General features: G+C 58.7%; 23 protein-coding genes. 10 read left to right on the top strand and 13 right to left on the bottom strand.

Annotated elements, in window-relative coordinates:
* Positions 1 to 37: 37 nt before the first annotated feature.
* The gene (locus tag AC2FGC_RS03680) at positions 38 to 1,669 is read right to left on the bottom strand and encodes a hypothetical protein (RefSeq protein ID WP_496722137.1); all 1,632 of its coding nucleotides are present in this window, start codon (positions 1,667 to 1,669) and stop codon (positions 38 to 40) included.
* A 121-nt stretch (positions 1,670 to 1,790) separates the two neighbouring features.
* Between AC2FGC_RS03680 and AC2FGC_RS03675 the strand changes: the two genes are divergently transcribed.
* Positions 1,791 to 2,498 (top strand): thiamine diphosphokinase, encoded by a 708-nt coding sequence (locus AC2FGC_RS03675; protein WP_496781430.1) that lies wholly within the window; start codon positions 1,791 to 1,793, stop codon positions 2,496 to 2,498.
* Here AC2FGC_RS03675 and AC2FGC_RS03670 read toward each other — a convergent pair.
* From AC2FGC_RS03670 to AC2FGC_RS03655, 4 genes are read right to left on the bottom strand one after another with little or no spacing between them, the layout of a single operon-like run.
* A complete protein-coding gene (locus tag AC2FGC_RS03670; RefSeq protein ID WP_496722141.1) occupies positions 2,443 to 3,357 on the bottom strand; it encodes a DMT family transporter in 915 nt (304 codons plus the stop codon). The genes AC2FGC_RS03675 and AC2FGC_RS03670 overlap by 56 nt on opposite strands.
* Positions 3,358 to 3,396: 39 nt before the next feature.
* Complete coding sequence (locus tag AC2FGC_RS03665; protein WP_496781429.1) at positions 3,397 to 3,807, bottom strand: GFA family protein; 411 nt, start codon at positions 3,805 to 3,807, stop codon at positions 3,397 to 3,399.
* A gap of 24 nt (positions 3,808 to 3,831) precedes the next feature.
* Entirely contained in the window at positions 3,832 to 5,205 is a 1,374-nt protein-coding gene (locus tag AC2FGC_RS03660) for an L-serine ammonia-lyase (RefSeq protein WP_058274837.1), read from the bottom strand.
* 1 nt (position 5,206) lies between these two features.
* Positions 5,207 to 5,908 carry a glutathione S-transferase family protein gene (locus tag AC2FGC_RS03655; protein ID WP_496781453.1) on the bottom strand — a complete coding sequence of 234 codons (702 nt, stop codon included), beginning with the start codon at positions 5,906 to 5,908 and terminating at the stop codon, positions 5,207 to 5,209.
* Between the two features lie 167 nt (positions 5,909 to 6,075).
* On the opposite strand from AC2FGC_RS03655, the gene rpiA reads away from it, so the two are divergent.
* From rpiA to AC2FGC_RS03625, 6 genes are all read left to right on the top strand, one after another.
* On the top strand, positions 6,076 to 6,861 hold the full coding sequence (rpiA, locus tag AC2FGC_RS03650) for a ribose-5-phosphate isomerase RpiA (RefSeq protein ID WP_496771640.1): 786 nt from the start codon (positions 6,076 to 6,078) through the stop codon (positions 6,859 to 6,861).
* Positions 6,862 to 7,184: 323 nt separating this feature from the next.
* A complete protein-coding gene (gor, locus tag AC2FGC_RS03645) occupies positions 7,185 to 8,543 on the top strand; it encodes a glutathione-disulfide reductase (protein WP_496781428.1) in 1,359 nt (452 codons plus the stop codon).
* Between the two features lie 72 nt (positions 8,544 to 8,615).
* On the top strand, positions 8,616 to 9,761 hold the full coding sequence (hflK, locus tag AC2FGC_RS03640) for an FtsH protease activity modulator HflK (protein WP_108858948.1): 1,146 nt from the start codon (positions 8,616 to 8,618) through the stop codon (positions 9,759 to 9,761).
* The gene (gene hflC / locus AC2FGC_RS03635; protein WP_496781427.1) at positions 9,761 to 10,657 is read left to right on the top strand and encodes a protease modulator HflC; all 897 of its coding nucleotides are present in this window, start codon (positions 9,761 to 9,763) and stop codon (positions 10,655 to 10,657) included. The genes hflK and hflC overlap by 1 nt, the downstream gene beginning before the upstream one ends.
* On the top strand, positions 10,657 to 10,851 hold the full coding sequence (locus AC2FGC_RS03630; protein WP_113788722.1) for a DUF2065 domain-containing protein: 195 nt from the start codon (positions 10,657 to 10,659) through the stop codon (positions 10,849 to 10,851). Before hflC ends, AC2FGC_RS03630 begins: the two co-directional genes overlap by 1 nt.
* 185 nt (positions 10,852 to 11,036) lie before the next feature.
* Positions 11,037 to 12,473 (top strand): Do family serine endopeptidase, encoded by a 1,437-nt coding sequence (locus tag AC2FGC_RS03625; RefSeq protein WP_496781451.1) that lies wholly within the window; start codon positions 11,037 to 11,039, stop codon positions 12,471 to 12,473.
* Positions 12,474 to 12,693: 220 nt separating this feature from the next.
* Here AC2FGC_RS03625 and AC2FGC_RS03620 read toward each other — a convergent pair whose 3' ends face one another.
* The 5 genes from AC2FGC_RS03620 to AC2FGC_RS03600 all read right to left on the bottom strand — a co-directional run bounded on the left by AC2FGC_RS03620 (position 12,694) and on the right by AC2FGC_RS03600 (position 16,994).
* Entirely contained in the window at positions 12,694 to 13,362 is a 669-nt protein-coding gene (locus AC2FGC_RS03620; RefSeq protein WP_058274845.1) for a Crp/Fnr family transcriptional regulator, read from the bottom strand.
* 160 nt (positions 13,363 to 13,522) lie between these two features.
* Positions 13,523 to 14,128 (bottom strand): inner membrane-spanning protein YciB, encoded by a 606-nt coding sequence (locus tag AC2FGC_RS03615; RefSeq protein ID WP_496722151.1) that lies wholly within the window; start codon positions 14,126 to 14,128, stop codon positions 13,523 to 13,525.
* Between the two features lie 16 nt (positions 14,129 to 14,144).
* A complete protein-coding gene (locus AC2FGC_RS03610) occupies positions 14,145 to 15,047 on the bottom strand; it encodes a DMT family transporter (RefSeq protein WP_282118758.1) in 903 nt (300 codons plus the stop codon).
* An 86-nt stretch (positions 15,048 to 15,133) separates the two neighbouring features.
* Positions 15,134 to 16,297, bottom strand: a complete 1,164-nt coding sequence (gene ftsY, locus AC2FGC_RS03605) for a signal recognition particle-docking protein FtsY (RefSeq protein ID WP_496781426.1) — start codon at positions 16,295 to 16,297, stop codon at positions 15,134 to 15,136.
* A 58-nt stretch (positions 16,298 to 16,355) separates the two neighbouring features.
* The gene (locus AC2FGC_RS03600) at positions 16,356 to 16,994 is read right to left on the bottom strand and encodes a lysoplasmalogenase family protein (protein WP_496766822.1); all 639 of its coding nucleotides are present in this window, start codon (positions 16,992 to 16,994) and stop codon (positions 16,356 to 16,358) included.
* 134 nt (positions 16,995 to 17,128) lie between these two features.
* Here AC2FGC_RS03600 and AC2FGC_RS03595 point away from each other — a divergent pair, with 134 nt between their 5' ends.
* Complete coding sequence (locus AC2FGC_RS03595) at positions 17,129 to 17,524, top strand: hypothetical protein (RefSeq protein WP_496766821.1); 396 nt, start codon at positions 17,129 to 17,131, stop codon at positions 17,522 to 17,524.
* A 6-nt stretch (positions 17,525 to 17,530) separates the two neighbouring features.
* Here AC2FGC_RS03595 and xseA read toward each other — a convergent pair whose 3' ends face one another.
* Positions 17,531 to 19,024, bottom strand: a complete 1,494-nt coding sequence (gene xseA / locus AC2FGC_RS03590; protein ID WP_496781425.1) for an exodeoxyribonuclease VII large subunit — start codon at positions 19,022 to 19,024, stop codon at positions 17,531 to 17,533.
* A gap of 74 nt (positions 19,025 to 19,098) precedes the next feature.
* Here xseA and purD point away from each other — a divergent pair, with 74 nt between their 5' ends.
* Complete coding sequence (gene purD / locus AC2FGC_RS03585) at positions 19,099 to 20,361, top strand: phosphoribosylamine--glycine ligase (RefSeq protein ID WP_496722161.1); 1,263 nt, start codon at positions 19,099 to 19,101, stop codon at positions 20,359 to 20,361.
* Positions 20,362 to 20,442: 81 nt separating this feature from the next.
* Here the strand turns inward: purD and AC2FGC_RS03580 are convergent, their stop codons facing one another.
* Together AC2FGC_RS03580 and AC2FGC_RS03575 are read right to left on the bottom strand one after the other, a co-directional pair.
* Positions 20,443 to 21,165: an FG-GAP repeat domain-containing protein gene (locus tag AC2FGC_RS03580; RefSeq protein ID WP_496722163.1), complete on the bottom strand. Its 723-nt coding sequence runs from the start codon at positions 21,163 to 21,165 to the stop codon at positions 20,443 to 20,445.
* Positions 21,165 to 21,488 (bottom strand): 2Fe-2S iron-sulfur cluster-binding protein, encoded by a 324-nt coding sequence (locus tag AC2FGC_RS03575; RefSeq protein ID WP_170383687.1) that lies wholly within the window; start codon positions 21,486 to 21,488, stop codon positions 21,165 to 21,167. The genes AC2FGC_RS03580 and AC2FGC_RS03575 overlap by 1 nt, the downstream gene beginning before the upstream one ends.
* Positions 21,489 to 21,615: 127 nt before the next feature.
* Between AC2FGC_RS03575 and AC2FGC_RS03570 the strand changes: the two genes are divergently transcribed.
* Entirely contained in the window at positions 21,616 to 21,987 is a 372-nt protein-coding gene (locus tag AC2FGC_RS03570; RefSeq protein WP_496722965.1) for an OB-fold nucleic acid binding domain-containing protein, read from the top strand.
* The last annotated feature ends 2 nt before the right edge of the window (positions 21,988 to 21,989 follow it).

Raw genomic sequence — 21,989 nt, 5'->3', positions numbered from 1 at the left:
GATTGCATCGGCCCCGTTTCTTTTGATTTTCTTAAGTTCAGCCTGCAGCGCGCTCGTCATCGGGGCGGAACCCGATCTGTGTTGAGGCGGCAAAACGACCACCACCGGCTTTTTCGATCTTGCCGTCCCGAAGCAATTGACCGAACGAGCGCAGGCTTTCTTCGCGGTTGAAGTCGTCCTGCTTGAGTGAGCGGATCTTATTCATCAGCTGCGGGCGCGAGAATTGTTCCTGACCTTCGATGAACGACAGGTAAGCGGCGGCAGCCTCTAACAGGTCAGGCAGAGATTGTGCACCTTGTTCCTGTGCAAAAAGGGCAAAACCACCTTCTTCGTTGGAATCGTCGGCTTCGTCTTCTGATTTGGACGTGACGCGGCGGGGGGTCACGGGGCCGGCGTCCTGTTCATTTGTGTCAACCCGCTGTTCTGCAACCAGCTTCAAGGGGGATGAAGTGTCGGATTGCGGGCGCATGCTGGTGACTTGAATCTCGGGGCGGCGCGGGCTTACGACCGACGTCAGATCGCCACGATATCCGCTTTCTTCGGAGTCTTCGTCCCGCGGCTGGTTCCCGCGCTCAGCTTCGGTCGCAGCGACTGCCGTGCGCAGATGTGAATATGTTTCGCGCTGCGTGCTGGTCGCCGGGTCATCCATCTGGCTGTCCGCCTTGTCCATCAGGCGGGACAAATCCTGATCCAGGGCCGTTTCGTTCGGTGATTGACCACCCATTGCGGCCTCAACCTTCGAGATCTCGCTTAGAACATTGGCCTCATCCTCGGCGGTCAGATAACCCTCTTGGGTCTCTGCGACTTCATCTATCAGATCCTCTTCGGTCTCTTCGCTCAGGATATTGACGGGCTCATCAGTTTCGGTCGTTTCCTCAAGATCGGTGAACAGCGCCGAGGGTGCAGGCGCCTCTTCCTCGTCTTCATAATCTGCGTCCTGCTGCATCGAGAATGGCTGCACGGATTCTACCGGTTCTTCCGTTGCTTCGGCCTCTGCCGCTGGCGCTGCCACGGCGGGGGTATCCGCGATTTCTTCTGCTTCAAAAGCCGGTGCCATCGGTTCAACGGCTGCGTCAGCCTTGTCCGTTTCCGAAAGGTCCGATGCGTCGAGCGAGCCTGCCTCGAACGCGGCGGCGATCGCATCCATCGGTGCAGCTGGCTGATTACCCAGGCTTGCGTCCTCGTCTTCTGTATAAATCACCGAGTTTTCTTCGGAATGCGAAACGACGGCGCGGATGCGCTGCAGTTTGGCGGCAATGCTGTCCGCAGCCGGGGCAGGCGCGCTTTCGACCGGCTCGGCGTCAGCGAAAAACGAGTCGGCCCCTTGTGCAGGGGGGGTGGCATTGGGGCTCATCACATGGGGGTCTGTTTGCGCAGCGGTTGTAACCGCAGCAGGGGCTGGCTTTGCAGCCTGCTGGGTTGCACGCAGCAACAGGCCGGAATCGCTCTGGCTGGCTTCTACATGTTTTGCGGCGTCGCGCTGTGCGATCCGGGTCAGCATTTCTGCGTCAGGTTGCGGGGGTTCAGAACCAAAATACCGATCATCGGCAGAAAGATCGCGGAAGTATTCAGCGATTGCCTTCATCGTTTCGAATGAATCGTCGAATCCTTCCAAAGTGCAGGAGAAGGTTCCATAAGAAACGGTCAATACCTTGTTGTTCTGTACCATCAGACGCACGTCCTCTACAAACTACGAGAGCCAACCACCTTATGCAGGCACACCTATTGGCTCGGAACTCTTTGCATGAACCTATCATTTTGTGGTCTCAATGTGTCCAAATCCGGAAAAAATGGTCAATCTAAGTAAAAAACGCCCAATTGTGCGGTCATTTGAGCCAATTGCACTGGTCGGAGGCGGGGAAATCGGCCCTGACGACCTAAATGTGATGCTGATTCGCGCCAAGACGGTTGTGGCGGCCGATGGTGGGGCCGCCCCTTTGGTAGAATCAGGTCGCATTCCGGATGCCGTGATTGGCGATTTCGATTCGCTGGACAGCCGGCACAAAGACCAAATTCCGGTGGACCGGTTGTATCCTATACGGGAACAAAACAGCACGGATTTTGACAAGGCTCTGCGCAGCATCGAAGCGCCTGTCGTGTTGGGGGCCGGGTTCCTGGGCGGGCGGCTGGATCATCAGCTTGCTGTTCTTAACACATTGGTCCTGAGGCAGGATCGCCCCTGCGTCTTATTGGGTGAGACTGAGGTCGTCTTTCACGCGCCGCCGCGGGTTTCCCTTAGTATCACACCCGGCGATGTCGTTTCACTGTTTCCGTTCCAACGGGTAACCGGTGCCAGCAAAGGCCTTGAATGGGCCATCGACGATCTGGTTATGGAACCCGGCGGGCAAGTAGGCACATCCAACCGTGCGCTGGCAGATGTTGAGCTGACGGTGGATGCGCCGGGATTGCTGGTGATGGTGCCAAGGTATGCGCTGGATCAGGTTATGCAGGCGTTTGTGTCGGGGCAGACCGGGCGCTGGCCCGCTCGCGCAGAATGACATACAGGCCCGCGGCGACGGTGATGCCGATGCCGACGGCGGCCATGCTGTCCGGAAGGTCATGGAAAATCAACCAGCCAAAGAACGTGGCCACTGGGATCTCAAGATATTGCATGGGGGCCAGCGTGGCGGACGGCGCATAGCGCAAGGACCAAGTCATGAACAGATGCGCGACTGTGCCCAAGACACCGACCCCGATCAGCAGCAGGTGGCTTTCGCGCTCGGGAACAATGAAGGACAGCTCCCAAATATTGCCGAGTGTTCCCAGCGCTAGAACCGGCAGCAGCAGAACCGTCGCCATCACTCCGGATACAGCCTGCAAGGCAATCGGATCGGTGTCCTTGGCAATCTGTCGTGTCACCAGCATGAAAAGGGCAAAGGCCACCGCAACGACCAAGGGCAACAGAGCTGCGGCGCCAACCTGAACAAAGCTGGGCTGGATGACCAGCAGAGTGCCCGCGAACCCGACACCGCAGGCGATCAGGCGGCGCATACCAACCTCTTCACCCAGCACGCACTTGCCCAGCAACAGCATGATGAAGGGCATGACAAAGGCGATGGCGACAGCGTCCGCCAGCGGCAGGTACTGCAGTGCGCTGAACATTGCCGCGATAGCAATGATGTGCAGAACTGTTCGGATAAGCGCCAGCCAGACAAGATGTCCGCGCATGCGCCAGTGCCGACCGGTCAGGGCCACCAAGGGTATCAGGATCAACGACTGAACGGCAAAGCGGATGAACACCAAAACGCCGACCGGTGTCGTCCCACCCAACAGCTTGGCGATGGAATCGCCCATCGGTGCAATCACGCAAAAACACAGCATCAAGAAGATGCCAAAGACGGGACGATCCTGGGTCATGCGGCGACGCTACGGGTTTTGGCACCCGGTTGAAAGCGTCTATGAAATCGGCTGCACCTTTGTGTAGTCGGGTCCGATGCAGACGGGCAGGTCGTCATCCAGTTTCAGCCAATTCAGCCGTTCCTCATGAGCCACGTGCAGTGTGGGCTGCAATTGATTGGGATCCTCTAATGTGGCGACATACAGATGCAGCACGTCCGACATGGCTTGCGATCGAAACGAGATCGGCGTGCCGCAATCGGGACAAAAGCTGCGCTCGACACCGGGCGAGGAATTAAAGGTTTTCGGCGGCTCGCCAGTCCAGCGCCATTGCCCGTCGCGCACGCCAAAATAGGTCGTCATCGGGGCCGCACATTGCCTGCGGCAACTATCGCAATGGCAGCTCACGCAGGACAGGACCGGAGGATCAACCTCGTAGCGGATGGTGCCGCACAGGCAATGTCCTTGCATCGTTGACCTCCATTGCTGTCACTGTCAGCAGTTTGGCACGTTCACCGCCAACCCGCCCAGAGACGTTTCCTTGTACTTCTCATGCATATCATGCCCAGTCTGGCGCATGGTTTCGATCACTGAATCCAGCGGTACGAAGTGTTTCCCATCACCGCGCAGCGCAAGTGAAGCAGCCGAGACGGCTTTGATGGCCGCCAACCCGTTGCGTTCGATGCAAGGAACTTGCACCAGACCAGCGACCGGGTCGCAGGTCATGCCCAGATGATGCTCCAATGCAATTTCGGCGGCGTTTTCGACCTGCTCGGGCGTACCACCCATCACGGCGCAGAGGCCCGCTGCAGCCATTGCCGAGGCGCTTCCAACTTCAGCCTGACAACCGGCTTCTGCACCCGAGATCGAGGCGTTGTATTTGACCAGCCCGCCAATGGCCGCTGCCGTAAGGAGGAAATCCTCGATATGGCTTTCCGAGGCACCCGGAACGTGGTCGAGGTAATAGCGCAGTACGGCAGGCATCGTACCAGCTGCCCCATTGGTGGGGGCGGTGACGACTTGCCCGCCAGCCGCGTTTTCTTCGTTTATCGCCATCGCGTAGACGCTCATCCAGTCGTTGATGGTGTGCGGCGCGTTCAGGTTCATACCCCGTTCGGCCAACAACGCGTCGTGGATGCCCTTGGCGCGGCGGCGCACTTTCAGGCCGCCGGGCAGAATGCCATCCGTCTTCAGTCCACGTTCGATACAGTTGTTCATGACTTCCCAAAGCCGGGCGGTGCCTTTGGCGAAACTGTCCGCACAGCCACGCGCGATTTCATTCTCGCGCTTCATCTGGGCGATGCTTTTGCCGCTAGCGTTTGCCATCTCAAGCATTTCGGCCGCCGAGTGGAACGGGAAAGGCACGGCAGGGCCGTCATTGGTGGCTTTGCCTTCGGCCAGTTCTTCCTCGGTCAGGACAAAACCGCCGCCTACGGAATAATAGACCTGCCGCAGGATCACGTCGCCCTGCGCATCGGTGGCCATCAGGATCATCCCATTGGCATGGCCGGGCAGGTTGTGGTCGTAGTCAAAGATCAGATCGGCCTTTGGATCGAATTGCAGGGTCGGCAACCCCTCGGGCGTGACAGAGTGCGTTTCAGCAATAGCAGCCAGCGCGGCCTCGGCCTTGTCGTTGTCGTACGTGTCGGGAACAAACCCGGCCAGCCCAAGGATCGTGGCCCGGTCGGTTGCGTGACCTACGCCAGTAAAGGCCAGCGATCCGTGCAGCGATCCGCGAAGACCGGCGAATTCAAACGGCGAGGCGCGCATCAGGTCCAGAAACCGTGCGGCGGCAACCATCGGCCCCATTGTGTGTGACGAGGACGGGCCGATGCCCACTTTGAACATATCAAAAACAGACAAGAACATATCAGGTAGCAGAGCCTTCTGGAGGGTGAGCATAAGATGGACTGGTGAAGGGGGTAACCCCCAACCCCTCGGCCGCGATGGCAGCCCGGGTTGCGGGACGGCTTTCCAGGCGCATCAGAATGGATTGCAGGTAAGGCGTATCCGCCAATTGATACCAACTGCGATCAGCGCGCGCCGGGTAAAGGGACATCCACCGCATCTGGCAGGCAAGGTAGTATGTAAGGACCGAGGGCAGATCGGCGTGCAACCAGCTGGGCGCAGTTTTAGCAACGTCATCCAGAACCCGAAGATGTTGGCGCAGGCGCGGGCGGATACCGTTGCGCAAAGTTTCGGCCTGTGCCGTGTCGATGTATTTTTCGGCATAGAACAGGATGCGCAGATCGGCATGTAAAGTGTTCGATGCGAAAAAGAGCCATTTCAGGAACGCAGCCCGATCCGGGTTGTCAGTGGCGGGAGCCAGTTGCGCATGCGTATCTGCCAGCCACAAAAGGATGGCAGCTGTTTCAAAGATCGGGCCTTGTGGCGTTTCAAGAACCGGGATCAGACCGTTCGGATTCAACCCTCTGTAAGCCGCGCCATCCTGTGCGTTTTGCCGACGATCCACCAAAGCCGTCTCATAAGGCAGGCCCATCTCTTCCAGCACCAGTCTGATCACCAGAGAGGCATTGTCGGGGGCAAAGTGCAATCTGTAGGGCGCGTTCATGGGCTGTATGTATACACCAGCAGGGATGTCGAACGTCTCGATTGCGACGTTTCCAATCGGAAACGCGTAGTTTCGCGACAAGTTGGCCTGTTGGATCGGCGAATTGGCGCTCGCAGTTGCGTCGGACATTCCCTATAAATTCCGCAATACCAAGGGGGAATGCAACAATGACCGGAGATTTGTCACCCATAGACAAAGCCAAATATGCCGCGGCGCGACGGGCCGCTGACATGGTTCAGGACGGGATGCGCGTTGGGCTGGGCACCGGATCAACGGCCGCCTGGATGGTCCGCCGTCTGGGAGAGCGGGTGCAGCAGGAAGGTTTGCGGATCAAGGCTGTTCCGACCTCAACCCGCACCGCGCAACTGGCCCGTGAGTTGGGGATCGAGGTTGTCTCGCTGGATCAGGCTGGCTGGCTGGATCTGACCATCGACGGCGCGGATGAATTCGACGGCGATCTGAACCTGATCAAAGGTGGGGGCGGCGCGCATCTGCAGGAAAAGATCGTTGCCACGGCAAGCGATCAGATGATCGTCATTGCTGATGCCGGGAAAGAGGTCGAAACACTGGGCGCATTCCCGTTGCCGGTCGAGGTTATCCCTTTTGGCTGGCAGACTACGCGAACGCTGATCCAAGAGGCGCTGGATACGATGGACGTTCTGGGCACTTCTGCCGCGCTGCGCATGAACGGAGAGGCACCGTTTGTCACGGATGAGGGCAATCACATTCTGGACCTCCACCTTCAGCGCATCGGAAATGCCAGGCAACTGGCGCTAGTGCTTAATCAGGTTCCGGGTGTGGTCGAGAATGGTTTGTTCATCGACATCTGTGACAAAGTTGTGATCGGCCACGGCGATGGTCGGGTCGAGCTGCGCGATATCAACGATGGAACGATCGAACTTGATCAGTCGGTGGAGGCAGGCGAGAACTTGTTCTCGGATCTGGCGGATTAAGCGGAACAGACACAGATCGCTGTACTTCACTCGTTTTATTCGGACGCTACATTGTTTTGAGAGAAGTCGTGACCGCGAACGATTTGGGAAACGTACAATTTGGCACTTGGTTTGACCAATCCAAGACGCGGAGGCCGCCGTTGAATAAAACAAATGCAACCATATCTGGCCGTTTGTTCACAACGCTGCAGCGGTTCCCTGCGCAAGTTCGAGAAATCGAAGAGGCCGGAGCCCCGGCGATCACTCTGGACAGCAGCGCGAGATAGAGTACACCCCATGCAAGGCCTGCGGGCGCTTGCGGAAATTTGGAAGAGGCAGGACAAATGAGCTTTGACTATGATCTGTTCGTTATCGGCGGAGGCTCAGGTGGGGTCCGGGCCGCACGTGTGGCAGCTGGTGAGAACGGTGCCAAGGTGGGGCTGGCAGAAGAAGACCGTTACGGCGGCACCTGTGTCATCCGGGGCTGTGTGCCCAAGAAACTGATGGTCTTCGCCAGCGAGTTTTCTGGCATGGTCGGTGATGCGCAAGCCTATGGCTGGGACATTCAGGCCGGTGCTTTGAACTGGGATACTTTTCACGGCAAGCTGGTGACTGAACTGGACCGGCTTGAAGGCATCTACCGCAATATCCTGAAGAACAACGGTGTCGAAAGTTTTGACCAGCGGGCGACCGTTGTGGATCCACATACGGTCGAATTGGCGGATGGGACACGCAAGACAGCCAAGCACATCCTGATCGCCACAGGCGGTCGTCCGGTCGTACCGGAGTTTCCGGGATCGGACCTGGCGATCACGTCGAACGAAATCTTTCACCTTGAAAAACTGCCCCAAAGCATTCTGATCGTCGGCGGCGGCTACATTGCCAGCGAGTTTGCCGGAATCATGAACGGGTTGGGAGTCCAGACCACTCAGTTCTATCGCGGTGCGCAAATCCTGCGTGGCTTCGACGAAGAAGCACGTGGCCTGATCTGCGAAGAGATGCGCCAGAACGGCATTGATGTTCGTCTGGGCACCAACGTGCTGGAAATGACCAAGGAAGGCGACAAGATCCGCGTCAAGGCCACCGATGGCACCGAGGATCAGTTCGACGTGGTCATGTACGCCACAGGGCGTGCGCCGAATGCAGACAACCTGGGCCTTGAGGCGCTGGGCGTGGAACGTGGCCGCAAAGGTGAGATTGTAGTCGATGAGTACAGCCAGACAGGCGTGCCCTCGATCTATGCCATTGGCGATGTTACCGACCGCGTAAATCTGACGCCGGTTGCGATCCGTGAAGGCATGGCGTTTGTAGAGACCGTTTTCAAAGGCAACCCGACTCCGGTGGATCATGAACTGATCCCGACCGCGATCTTCACCCAACCGGAATTCGGCACTGTGGGCCTAAGCGAAGAAGAAGGCGCGGCACAGGAACCGATTGAGGTTTACGCGACATCGTTCAAGCCGATGCAAAAGGCCTTTGCCGGTGGAACGCAGCGCGTGTTGATGAAGCTGATTGTCAGCCAGGCGACCCGTAAGGTTCTGGGTTGCCACATCGTCGCGCCGGGCGCGGGTGAGATGATCCAGCTGGCTGGCATCGCCGTTAAAATGGGCGCAACCAAGGAAGATTTCGACCGCACGGTTGCCGTTCATCCGGTGATGGCAGAGGAATTGGTAACAATGCGGCAACCTGTGCGCACTGCTTGATTTGCAACCGCGCGCACACAAGTTACAAGGGAACCCGTGATCACACGGTCCAACACAAGGGAATAGATACATATGGCGGGCAATAGCGGCGGCCCCTGGGGGGGCGGAGGCTCTTCGGGCGGCGGAGGAAATCGGGGTGATAACGGTGATGGGCGCAAGCCCCCCGAAGGCGATGGTCCGCAAATCCCCGAGATTGATGAATTGATGAAGAAAGGCCAGGAACAGCTGCGCGTCCTGATGGGCGGCCGCGGTGGTTCAGGCCGCGGTGGCAACGGTCAGGGCTCTGGCGGCGGTGGCCCCATCTTCACAAAAGGTACGGTTCTTATTGGTGTCGTCGTCGCGGCGGTATTGTGGGGGGCGGCCAGTTTTTACACGGTCAAGCCCGAAGAACAGTCGGTTGAGTTGTTCCTCGGCGAATTCTCGGCCGTCGGAAATCCGGGTCTAAACTTTGCGCCGTGGCCTTTCGTTACCGCCGAAGTCATCCCGGTCACCCGTGAACAGAACGAAGATATGGGCGGCGCGCGCGGCAGCGATGATGGCTTGATGCTGACCGGCGACGAAAACGTGGTCGATATCGACTATCAAGTCGTCTGGAACATCAACGACCCTGCGAAGTTCCTGTTCAACTTGCGTGATCCGCGCCAAACGATCCGTGCGGTGTCGGAATCAGCGATGCGCGAGATTATCGCTCAAAGCGAGCTTGCACCGATCCTGAACCGGGATCGTGGTGTTATCGCGGATCGCTTGCAGGAACTGATCCAGTCCACAATGGACAGCTATGATTCAGGGATCAACATTGTCCGCGTGAACTTTGACAAAGCCGACCCGCCTCAGGATGTGATCGCCGCCTTCCGCGACGTTCAAGCTGCTGCGCAGGAACGGGACCGGTTGCAGAACGTAGCCGATGCCTATGCGAACAAGGTGTTGGCAGAAGCGCGCGGCGAAGCTGCGCAGGTTCTGGAAGAGGCAGAAGGATATCGTGCCCAACAGATCAACAGTGCGCGGGGTGAAGCCAGCCGCTTTAGCGCAGTTCTGGAAGAATACTCCAAAGCACCCGATGTGACGCGTAAGCGTCTGTATCTGGAGCGAATGGAGCAGATTCTGGGTGACGTTGACAAAATCATTCTGGACCAGAACTCATCCGGGCAAGGGCAGGGCGTTGTGCCCTATCTGCCGCTGAACGAGCTGCGTCGTAGCCCTGCCGGGGAGAGCAACTGATGCGTAAATCACCCATTATCCTCATTCTTGTCGTGATCCTTGGTGTCGTTGGCCTGTCTTCGATCTTCATCGTGGATGAACGTGAACGCGCGCTGGTCTTGCAATTTGGTCGTGTCGTCGCGGTCAAGGAAGACCCCGGTCTGGCGTTCAAAATCCCGGTGATTCAAGAAGTTGTCCGCTATGACGACCGTATCCTGTCTATTGACGTACAGCCCCTTGAGGTGACCCCTCTGGACGATCGGCGTCTGGTTGTCGATGCATTCGCACGTTACCGGATTTCAGATCTAAACCAGTTCCGTCAGGCCGTTGGTGTCGGTGGTATCCCGGTTGCCGAGGATCGCCTGGATCGTATTTTGCGGGCCGAAACCCGCGAAGTGCTGGGTTCGGTTTCGTCCCGTGACATCCTGAGCTCGGACCGTGCGGCACTGATGCTGCGCATCCGAAACAGCGCGATTGCCGAAGCACAGGCGCTGGGCGTGACTGTAATCGACGTGCGATTGAAGGCGACCGACTTGCCACAGGCCAACCTTGAGGCGACCTTCGACCGTATGAAGGCCGAGCGGGAACGTGAAGCAACAGACGAACGTGCCCGTGGTAACGAGGCGGCGCAGCGTGTGCGTGCGCAAGCTGACCGGACCGTGGTCGAACTGGTGTCAGATGCACGTCGTGAGGCCGAAATCACCCGTGGTGAAGCGGACGCCGAACGGAACGCGATCTTTGCGGAAGCCTATGGCGCGGACCCGGAGTTCTTTGAATTCTACCGTTCGCTGACCGCGTATGAGAATGCGTTGCAGGGTGGCAATAGCTCGTTGGTTCTGAGCCCGAATTCCGAGTTCTTCAACTACCTCGGTTCGCCAACCGGACGGCAAGCTCCGGCTGCTGCGGCCTCCGAATAATGGGGCTGATCCTTCTGGCTTTCGGGCTGGTATTGATTGTCGAGGGGCTGGCCTATGCGCTGGCCCCTTCGCTTATTGAGCGCATGTTAGAGGCATTGCGGTCACTGCCCGAGCAGGCGCGGCGGCTGGCCGGTTTGCTGAGCGTAGTCAGTGGCTTTATCCTGCTATGGGGGGCTTATCAGGTCGGGTTTTGATGCGGTGACCTCACTTGCAGGTGATTTCCCCGCGATCCCGAGTTGCGGGCAAGGACAAACCGACTACATTGGTTCCTGAGAAGATTTGCCCGAGGGCAGTTTTACAAGACTTGTTGACAAGGAGTTCCCAAGTGCAGGCACAAGCACGCAGTATTGCAGTCCGGCAGGACGAGGGTGTTGGTTTCATGCGGCTGATGTGGCTGGCCATTGCGGGGATGATTCTTGTTCTGGCCCAAGCCGTCGCAGCACAGGCGCGGAGCGAAAGCTTGGCGCCGCTGGCAGAAAAGATCAGCCCGGCCGTGGTCAACATTACCACCTCGACGTTGATCGAAGGCCAGACCGGCCCGCAGGGCATTGTGCCCGAAGGGTCGCCCTTCGAGGATTTCTTCCGCGATTTTCAGGACCGGAACGGTGATGATGAAAGTCGCCCGCGCCGCAGCAACGCGCTGGGTTCGGGGTTCGTGATTTCCGAGGACGGCTACATCGTCACCAACAATCACGTGATCGCCGAGGCCGATGAAATCCTGGTGGAGTTCTTCCCCGGTGATGGACAGCCGCCTGAAGAACTGCCTGCCAAGGTGATCGGCACGGACGAGAAAACCGATATTGCGTTGCTGAAGGTCGAGGCCCCGGGCCCCCTGCAATACGTGCAGTTTGGCGACAGTGACGTCGCCCGTGTCGGTGATTGGGTTATTGCCATGGGCAACCCTTTGGGGCAGGGCTTCTCGGTTTCGGCCGGGATCGTTTCGGCCCGCAACAGGGCGCTGAGCGGTTCGTATGACGACTACATCCAGACCGACGCGGCCATCAACCGGGGCAACTCGGGCGGCCCGCTGTTCAACATGAATGGCGAAGTGATTGGTGTGAATACAGCGATTTTGTCGCCCAACGGCGGCTCGATCGGGATCGGCTTTTCGATGGCATCCAACGTTGTCGTCAAGGTGGTCGATCAACTGCGCGAATTTGGTGAAACCCGCCGCGGTTGGCTGGGCGTTCGTATTCAGGACGTGACCGAGGACATGGCCGAGGCAATGGGGTTGGCCAAGCCGGGCGGTGCGCTTATCAGCGATGTTCCGGATGGGCCGGCCAAGGATGCTGGTCTGTTGGCTGGTGACGTGATCCTCAGCTTTGATGGGGTCGAGGTCGAAGATACACGCGGCCTTGTGCGTCAGGTCGGTGAGACGACCGTAGGCAAAGCCGTGCGTGTTGTCGTGCATCGCGATGGCGGCACACAGACCGTCCTGGTTACTCTGGGACGTCGTGAGGATGCCGAACGGGCCGAGCAGGGCGATGAGGAAACGTCTGAGGCTCCAACGGAAGAGAACGCTGCTATTCTGGGCCTGACCATTTCGCCACTGACGGACACGCTACGTACGGACCTTGGTCTTGAAGAGGACGCCGAGGGACTGGTTGTAACCGAAGTGGATGAGGCCTCTGAGGCGTTTTCCAAAGGGTTGCGCGCCGGTGATCTGATCACCGAGGCTGGACAGCAAAAGGTAACGTCGATTGGAGATTTGGAAGCACGCATGGAAGAGGCGCGTGAGGCCGGGCGTAAATCGCTGTTGTTGCTTGTACGTCGCGGTGGCGACCCCCGCTTTGTGGCGCTGAGCCTGGGCGAGTAACGCACCACATCAAACGTTGTGACAAGGCCGGGGCAATGCCTCGGCCTTTTCCGTTCCACGTGGCGCTGAAAGTAAGTGAGCCACACGCCGGGGAGGCGCATGGCTCTGGTACAGGGAGAGGCCAGTGGACAGATATCGGGGATGATTCTCTGGCCCCCTACGGTAACAACTAAGACATTAGCTATTTTGGCATGTGCCGTATGTGAAGGAGGTCACAAGGTCAGATTAAGTCGGATTCGGCCAGTTCTTTCAGGGCGTTGAAGTCCTGGATCATCAGTCCGCCGCGGGATGCCTCGACGACATTGTCGCGTTTCCAGGTGGAAATCGTCTTGGATACAGCCTCGCGCGTGGCACCGACGAACTCGGCCAATTCGCTTTGGGACAGGGTGATGCGCATTGCGGGGTCGTCCTGAAGGGCAGACAGATGCAGCAATTTGCGCGCCAGACGAATGGGCATTGGCAAGAACACTTGTTCGTTCAACTGAGACCCCATCCAGCGCATGCGCAGGCCCGCCAGACGGATCATGTCGACGGCAAGATCGGGATGCTGGCGGATCTGGTCCATGACGTCGCTGCGGCGCACGCGCAGCACGCTCGATGGCTCGGCTGCTGCGATCGTGGCGGTGCGCGGCCCGCTGTCAAACAACGCGATTTCGCCAAACACTTCGCCCGGCTTCATAAGTGTCAAAGACAGCTTGCGCCCGCTCATCGCAAGGAATGAAACCTCAAGCGTACCTTCAGAAATCACATACAGCGCATCGCCTTCGTCCCCCTGCTCAAACAGCACCTGGCCCTGATCCAAAGAAATCTCGGTCGCGAGTGCCGAAAGCATAGCCCTGAGTCGGTCTGATGCCTCGGACAGGAATCCGCTGTTTGGGAGTGCCTTCATGTGGTTGAGGGGTCTCCGGCTGCTGGTGTTGAGTGGTGCCCCAATGTTCCACAGCCGGGCTATTATTCCAAGGTTTTTATTGGTTTGCCTGATTGCGCGCTGTGTGACGGCTCAAAATGAAAGCAAACGCTTAAGCTGCGCGCCATTTATCGGTGTTCGCCTATTGGTGGTCGGGGTCATCCATGTAGCGTTGCAGCAGACTGAACTGAAGCATCAGAAACGCCATCAGCGCGATGGGAAAGGCGAAAGTTTCGATTTTGACCCATAAGTCCGTCGACATGGTACGCCAGACAAATTCATTGGCTACGGCCAGAACCGCAAAGCAGCCGCACAACCGGCGGGTCAAGATCATCCAGCCCTCATGGCGCATCGGGAGCATATCTTCGAGGACATAGGCTAGATAGGATTTCCCCTGCAGAAGGCCAATACCAAGGATGACCGAGAAGAAACCGTAAACCAGCGTGGTTTTCATCTTGAAAAACCGCTCATCATTGAACCACGCGGTCAGGCCCCCAAAGAAGATGACCATGAAGGCAGTAAATATCTGCATCCGGCTCAGTTTCCCGGTCAAGTACCAGAGGATACCCATAGCGGCCAGCATCAGCGGGACGAAGATGATCGTGGCGACGATAAAGCCGGAATATTCGGTACCTCCGATCAGGAAACTGTCGTCACGCAGGCGTAGGTAGATGAAAAAAAAGGCCAGTGGGGGCCCAAGCTCCAACGCCTGTTTCAGAAATGGATTGATTTCTTTTTTGCCTGGCATGTCGGTTTCCTGATTTTTACCCGCCCATTTCAACTATTACGGCGCCCAATGCAATCAATGCCATCAGCGCGACCCGTCTTGGCCCCACAGTTTCTTTTAACACCAGCCACCCGATAAGCGCCGCGAAGACTGTCGAGGTTTCTCGCAGAACGGCGGCTTCGCCGACCTTGTCCAGACGGGTGGCCAGCATGATTGCTCCGAAGGACATAGGGGCGATGATGCCTCCGGCCAAGCCCCGCAACATTAATGGGCCAACGGCAGGGCGGTTGATCATGGCGCGCCATCTTAGGAATGCGTAAATCGGCATCGCAAAACCGTCGATCATGAAAAACCACGCCAGAAAGGTGAACGGGTCGGCGGTGGCCCGGATACCATAGGCGTCATAAGTGGTGTAGAGCGCGACGAACAGGCCGGTTGCGATGGCCAGTACCAGCGCTATGCCCAGCGTTTCCCGGTTGGTTTCCAGAAAACGCAAATTATAGGCGGCCAGGCCGAAGATACCGGCCAGCAGGACCAAAACTCCAAACCATTGAATCCCAGTAAAGGTCTCGCCAAAGAGCAGATAGGCGCCGATGACCGTGAATAGGGGGCCAGTGCCGCGTACGACCGGGTAGACGACAGTGTATGAACCCTTTGTATAGGCCATGGCCTGAAGGACTTTGTAGGCGATGTGGATCACCCAGACCACGGCGAAGATGGACCACATGTAGGGTTCAGGCCACGGTACCACGAAAAAGGCAAAAGGGGCGGCCATCAGGCAATAGCAGGCGTCGATTGCCCCACGGGACAGCCAGGGATCGTGACGGCCTTTCTGCAGCGCTCCAAATACCGCATGCAGGAAGGCGGCCATCAGAGCGAGGCCAAGAGCCAGCTGATGGCCCGCTTCGGTGCCTTCGAGAGAAATCAGCCAGTCGCTCAAATGTCAGTCTTTTCGCTGGGTGGAGAGGCCGGGGGCTTTCCGCCCCCAGACCCCCGGAGGATATTTGGGGCCAGATAGAGGGGGGATCAGGCCTGGTCCAGGCCAGTGAGGGCGGCGGCGAACTCTTCGGGGTCGAAGGGGGCGAGGTCGTCGATCTGTTCTCCAACGCCGATGGCATGGATTGGCAGGCCGAATTTGTCGGCCAGTGCAACCAATACGCCACCCTTGGCGGTGCCGTCGAGTTTGGTCATCACCAGCCCTGACACGTCAGCGAGGTCGCGGAATGTCCGAACCTGGCTTAGCGCGTTCTGGCCCGTGGTGGCGTCCAGCACCAGCAGCGTGTTGTGCGGGGCGGTCTCGTCGATTTTGCGGATCACGCGGACGATCTTGGCCAGTTCCTCCATCAGGTCCGATCGGTTTTGCAGGCGCCCGGCCGTGTCGATCATCAGCAGGTCTGCGCCGTCTTGCTGCGCGCGGGTCAGGGCGTCGAAAGCCAATGAGGCCGGGTCTGACCCCTCGGGTGCGGTCAGCACCGGCACACCGGCGCGGTCGCCCCAGACCTGGAGCTGTTCGACGGCGGCGGCGCGGAAGGTGTCCCCGGCGGCGATGACGACTTTTTTGCCCGCGGCTTTGAACTGGCTGGCGAGCTTGCCGATGGTCGTGGTTTTGCCGGACCCGTTGACGCCAACGACCAGCACGACCTGCGGGCGCTCGGGGTAGATGGGCAGAGGCTTGGCAACCGGTTCCATCACACGGGCGACTTCCTGGGCGAGCAATTGCTTGATCTCTTGCGTGGAGAGTTTCCGGCCCAATCGCCCCTCGGCCATGTTGGATGTGACCCGCAAAGCGGTGTCGACGCCCATATCCGAGGCGATCAGCAGTTCCTCTAGCTGCTCAAGCATATCGTCGTCCAACGTACGACGGATGACGGCCTTGGCTTCGTTCCGGCCAAACAGGCGTCCCAACACCCCTTTGGATGGCGCGGCCTCGGGCGGGGGCGGAGCAGGGGTTGGGTCGACCGGTGCGGGTTCAGGTGTTTCGACCGGCTGTGGCACAGGGGCGGGTTCAGGTGTCTCTGGCACCGGCTGTGGAACTTCGGGAACCGGTTCCGGCTGCGGCTCAGGCTCGGGGATAACTGGATCGGGGGCGGTCGTTTCCTCGCCACCGTCTTCGACGATGGCATCCAGCCCCTGTTCGAGGCGGGACGAGGATTTGAACAGCTTGTCCTTGAGCTTTGAGAAAAACGCCATTTTTAGTCTCCGCAGGTGTTCCTCTCACCTAATGCGGATTTGCGGCAGTTGCAAAGGGTCACAAAAACGCAATTAACAGCCCCGCTTGCGCGCCCCAGTATAGGATCCAGATCATAAAGGGCGTGATGCGTAGCGCCGGATGGCCGTCAGGCAGCAGAAACTTTTCAGTCGCCAGTATCAGGTCCGACGCGATGAAGGCCAGTGCGGCGGGCAGGGCCCAGCGTAACGCGCCCGCCTCGGGCAAGGCGAGGACCGTAATGCCCATGCCAAGGATGATCGGGATATAGCCCAGAACCGGTACCTTGAGGTCACCGGCGCGGGGGGCGAGCAGGGTTGCAGCAACGATCCCGAGGATGATCAGCGACCAAAAGATGCCGGGCTTGTCGAAGATCAGAGCGGTGTCGCTGGATGGGTGGCTGAGGAACAGAGCGATATAGGCCAGGTGGCCTGCTGCAAATGCACCGATCCCTGCCATGAAGGTCGAGTCCGTCTCGCGTGATAACAGCGCGTCGCCCAAGGCGCACAGGACTAGCGCAAGGGTCAGTAGCATGGGGGCGCCACTTAAGACAGCAACCAGCGCCAGTAGCGCGACAGAGGCCGTCTTGAAGAGGGATCGCAGGGGGCTGGCCGGGCGCGGTGACATCGGCAAATAGGCCAGCGCGCTCGCGGCAGCGATCCAGAAAAAAGCGGTTGTCATCAAATGTCCCCCATTTGGCTTTTTTTGGCAGCATCACTGGGATCGCCATTACAACTCAAGCGGTGACGTGAAGGCAGCCGTTTGTGGGGAATTGTTTATTGGCGATGCCGAACTGCATCTGCCAAAATGATCTCATGCTGACGCGTCTTGCGATTCTTATGACACTCACTGCGCAGGCGGCCGTTGCCCAGCCGGCCTTGTCCGGGTCTGAGTTTGACAGTTATACGCGCGGAAAAACCATGTTCTATGGGTTTCAGGGAACGGTTTACGGCGTCGAACGCTATTTGCCCAATAAACGCGTGATCTGGTCGTTTCTGGATGGCAATTGCAAAGAGGGCGTTTGGTACGAACAAGGAGGGCAGATCTGCTTCATCTATGAAGACAGGATTGATCCGCAATGCTGGGTCTTTTCCAAGACCGACAGGGGGTTGACCGCCTTGTTCGAAGGCAACTCGGAAGCCACCGAGCTGTACGAGGCCGAAGATATCAATGAAGAGATGGTCTGTCTCGGCCCCGAGATTGGCGTCTGAAGGTCGCTAGAACAGAGAGCCCTGATCAGGTGCATCTTTCTTGGCCGGTTTTTTTGGTGCCGCCCGCGAAGCCGTGGGCTGACCAGTATTTAGGAGGCCATCCGCGAATTCGATCTCGAACGTGCTGTGTTTTGAGGCCTGTTTCTTGGTCGTAAGAACCTCTCCCTCGGCCCGGACCACAGCATAACCACGTTGCAGTGTAGCTTTGTAGCTTAGTGTTTCACGCAGGCGGTCGGCGGCGTCCAGCTGTTGCCGCATCCGATCCAGTCGCGTGGCCTGCGCCGTGTTCATTCGTTCTGCCAACCTGTTGATATTTTGTTGTTGTTGTTCGATTTCGCGCCGGATTGGGCGCAGGGAAAGCCGGGATGACAGGTTGCGCAAGGCCTCGTTTCTGGACGAAACGAGATTGCGCAACGTCGACGGGCGCAGATGTGCGGACAGCTCGACAACCTGCAGACGTCGGTTTTGCACGCCGCGATTCAGTGCGGGCGCAAGTCGATCTGCAATCAAATCAAGTCGTTGGCGTGGGGTGTTCAACAGGCTTTCCGGGCGCGGCAACGCGCGGGACAGGTCGCGAAGCCGTTGAGACCGCCTTTGAACCGCGTCCGTCGCGGCACGAGACAAACGCGCGCCTTGCTCACCCGTCCAAGCCAGTAGTTCCATTCGAACCGGCACGGCAAGCTCGGCCGCGGCGGTCGGCGTTGGCGCGCGGCGGTCTGACACAAAGTCGATCAGCGTCGTATCTGTTTCGTGACCAACGGCCGAAATCAGCGGAATGTCCGAAGCGGCCGTCGCACGCGCGACAATTTCTTCGTTGAACCCCCAAAGGTCTTCAATCGAACCGCCGCCACGGGCGACGATAATCAGGTCGGGTCGAGGCAGTGAGCCGCCCGGCGTCAGTTTGTTGAAACCGTCGATGGCCCGCGCAACTTCTGGTGCGCAGTTGGAGCCCTGTACAGCGACGGGCCAGATCAGCACCTTGCGCGGGAAGCGATCCCGCAGGCGGTGCAGGATGTCCCGGATCACAGCGCCAGATGGTGATGTCACCACGCCAATAATCTGGGGCAGGTAGGGCAGAGGCATTTTACGTTCGGGTGCGAACAAACCTTCAGCCTCAAGCTGTTTCTTGCGCTTTTCCAGCAGCGCCATCAAAGCGCCTTGCCCGGCGACCGCGACCTCATCGACGTTCAGGTTGTATTTCGACTGCGCGCCAAAAGCCGTCAGGCGACCGGTGACCACGACCTCAAGACCTTCTTCCGGCACCACCGATAGGCCGGAAACCTGACCTTTCCATGTTGTGCAGGCCAACACGTTCCGGTCATCCTTGATGTCATAGTACAGGTGGCCCGACCGCGCCGTGAACACGCGGCCGACCTCACCACGCACACGGATTCGCCCGAACGTGCCTTCCAGCGTGCGTTTCACCTCACCCGAGATGTCCGAAACGGTATATTCTGGTGTGTTTTGGCCCGGGATCGGGTCATCAAGCAGGTCGGACATTTCAGCGCCTTGTGTCAAATGCCCGGCCAGCTTAGAACGCCCGGAAGGCGAGGCCAAGCAGATCGGAGACCTTCATGAACATCCTTATTCTCGGCAGCGGCGGGCGCGAACACAGCCTCGCCTGGGCGGTGATGCAAAACCCCAAATGTGACCGTCTGATCGTTGCGCCGGGAAATGCCGGAATTGCGCAGATCGCTGAGTGCGCAGCGCTCGATACTGAAAACGGCGGCGCGGTTGTCAGCTTTGCTGAAGAGAACGCGATTGATTTCGTGATTGTTGGCCCCGAGGCCCCATTGGCCGCTGGCGTCGCAGATCGTCTGCGTGAAGCGGGTGTGCTGGTCTTTGGGCCGTCGGCCGATGCAGCACAGCTGGAAGCCTCGAAGAGTTTTACCAAAGAAATCTGTGACGCGTCGAACGCTCCGACCGCAGCTTATGCAAAGTTCACCGAGGCCGATCCTGCCAAAGCCTATATCCGCGAACAGGGCGCGCCGATCGTGGTCAAAGCCGATGGTTTGGCGGCAGGCAAGGGTGTGATCGTCGCGATGGACGAACAGGCCGCGCTGGAGGCTATCGACGACATGTTCGGCGGCGCTTTTGGGGGCGCGGGTGCCGAGGTCGTTATCGAAGAGTTTATGGAAGGCGAAGAGGCATCTTTGTTCGTGCTGTGTGATGGTGAGGACATCCTGTCCATCGGCACCGCGCAGGACCACAAACGCGTGGGAGAAGGCGACACGGGTCTGAACACCGGCGGTATGGGGGCGTATTCGCCTGCACCCGTTCTGAGCGCCGAGATTGAGGCGCGGGCGATGGAAGAGATCGTGCGTCCGACTATGGCCGAGATGAAGCGCCGGGGTATGCCGTTTCAGGGCGTTTTGTATGCTGGCCTGATGATCAAGGACGGCCAACCGAGGTTGGTCGAATACAACGTCCGCTTTGGTGACCCGGAATGCCAGGTTCTGATGATGCGGCTTGGTGCCCAGGTTCTGGACCTACTTCATGCCGCGGCCGAGGGCCGTTTGAGCGAGACGCAGGTAAACTGGGCCGACGATCATGCGATCACTGTTGTGATGGCGGCACAGGGGTATCCGGGCTCCTACGTAAAAGGATCTGCGATCAAGGGGTTGGAAGCGCTTCCTGAAGACAGCAGCAACATGATCTTCCACGCGGGCACCAAGGCCGTTGATGGGCAAGTGCAAGCCGCAGGCGGGCGCGTGCTGAATGTGACCGCGCGTGGGAATACATTGCAAGAGGCGCGGGACCGGGCATATGCGATGGTTGAGGGTGTGGATTGGCCCGAAGGCTTTTACCGCCGCGATATCGGCTGGCGGGCTCTTTGAACAGTCGCTAGGTCAGGGGGCTTTGCCCCTTCGGCCTATCGCCTCACTCACAGGAAATTTTTAGCCAGATGAAGAGGCGGATCAGCACTTGAGTGCGTTGTTCAGGCTTTTGTGGCGGGTAAACGCGCCGAGGTCGTGGGTGGTCCAGTCGTTTTCGTAAGTGACGCTGATGACGCGGGTCCAGTTGCCGTTGGCAAGGATCAGTTCCGGAGTGCCGCCGCAATCGCGCAGACCGCCGGAGATGAAATCTTCTCCAATGCGGTGATTGGTGAGATTGGGCAGCGATGCGATTTCGATCAATTCGCCGTCTGTAAATCGCCATATGCGCAGGGTTTTGGCCAAGTGAGGGCGATCAACATAGGCGATCTCGACGTTGCCGTCGCCATCCAGGTCGGCGGCACCGACCGGAGCGAGCCAGCGAAAGCGGGTGCCGATGTAGGGCGTAGCGGCGATCAGACCGCCGCCATTGTAGATTGCAAGCCGTGCACCTTTATCACGATGGCTTTCAACCACCAAAGCTTCGCGACGGCCATCATTGTCAACATCAATCAGGCGCGGACGAATATCTTCGAAAACGCGCTCTTTTGGCAGCCGGATTGTGTATTTCGCCCATTCCGGCGCATATTGCAGGATCAGAGCGCCGTATTCAATCTGATCACCGAGTACGCCGTGCGGGTATCGCGCAGTGGGTTCGGAGTACTCTGCCGAACCCAGCGGTTCATACTGCCATGGCTGCTGAGATCTTGTCTGGCTCGGACAGATTCCAATTGCGATCGCGGCCGCCGCGATCGCTTTGAAAAGCATCAGATCTGCTTTTCGGGCATTTGAACAACCAGCCCGTCCAATTCATCAGTGACCTTGATCTGGCAAGTCAGACGTGAGCGGGCGGGGTCGGGTTCAAAGGCGAAGTCCAACATGTCCTCTTCCATGTCGTCCTTGGCCGGAACTTTCTCGACCCAGTCCGGGTGGATGTAGACATGGCAGGTCGAACAGGCGCAGGCGCCGCCGCAATCGGCCTCGATGCCTGGGATATTGTTGTCACGGGCCCCTTCCATGACGGTCAGGCCGTTGGCGACTTCGACTGTATGTTCGGTACCGCCGTGCTCGACATAGGTGATCTTTGCCATTGCTTGCGTCTTCCTCTTTCGCTTGTCGAATTCTTCCTTAGTGAAGGCATTTAGGTCTTTCCAGCCTCATTTGCGACTCGTCACGCCGTCTATGGACTTTCCTTGCGGATGTTCTATTTTTGTTCTCATGATTGTGTTGCCTACCCGCCCTATATCTACGAACCGGAACTGGCCGCGGCCGCCCGCGTGTCTGCCCGCCAATCGGTTGAACGACCCGCCCGAGGGCGCGCTGGTGGCGGTCGCGGGGCTGGTGATCTTGCGGCAGCGGCCCGGGACGGCCAAGGGGGTGATCTTTGTCACGCTCGAGGATGAGACCGGCATCGTGAACGTGGTGGTTTGGCGCAAGATCTATGAACGTTTCCGCCGGGCGGTGATCTCGGGGCGGCTGCTGCGGGTCACGGGCAGGATGCAGCGGGCGCATTCGGTGACCCATGTGATCGCGGAAGAGGTTGAGGATATCTCGGGCATGCTGGATGTGCTGGTGCGGGGGGAGGGGTAGTC

The sequence above is a fragment of the Ruegeria sp. CDSC054 genome, assembly GCF_059610645.1.
The sequence above is the reverse complement of the archived record's forward strand: the minus strand, read 5'-3'. Positions and strand labels throughout refer to the sequence as shown.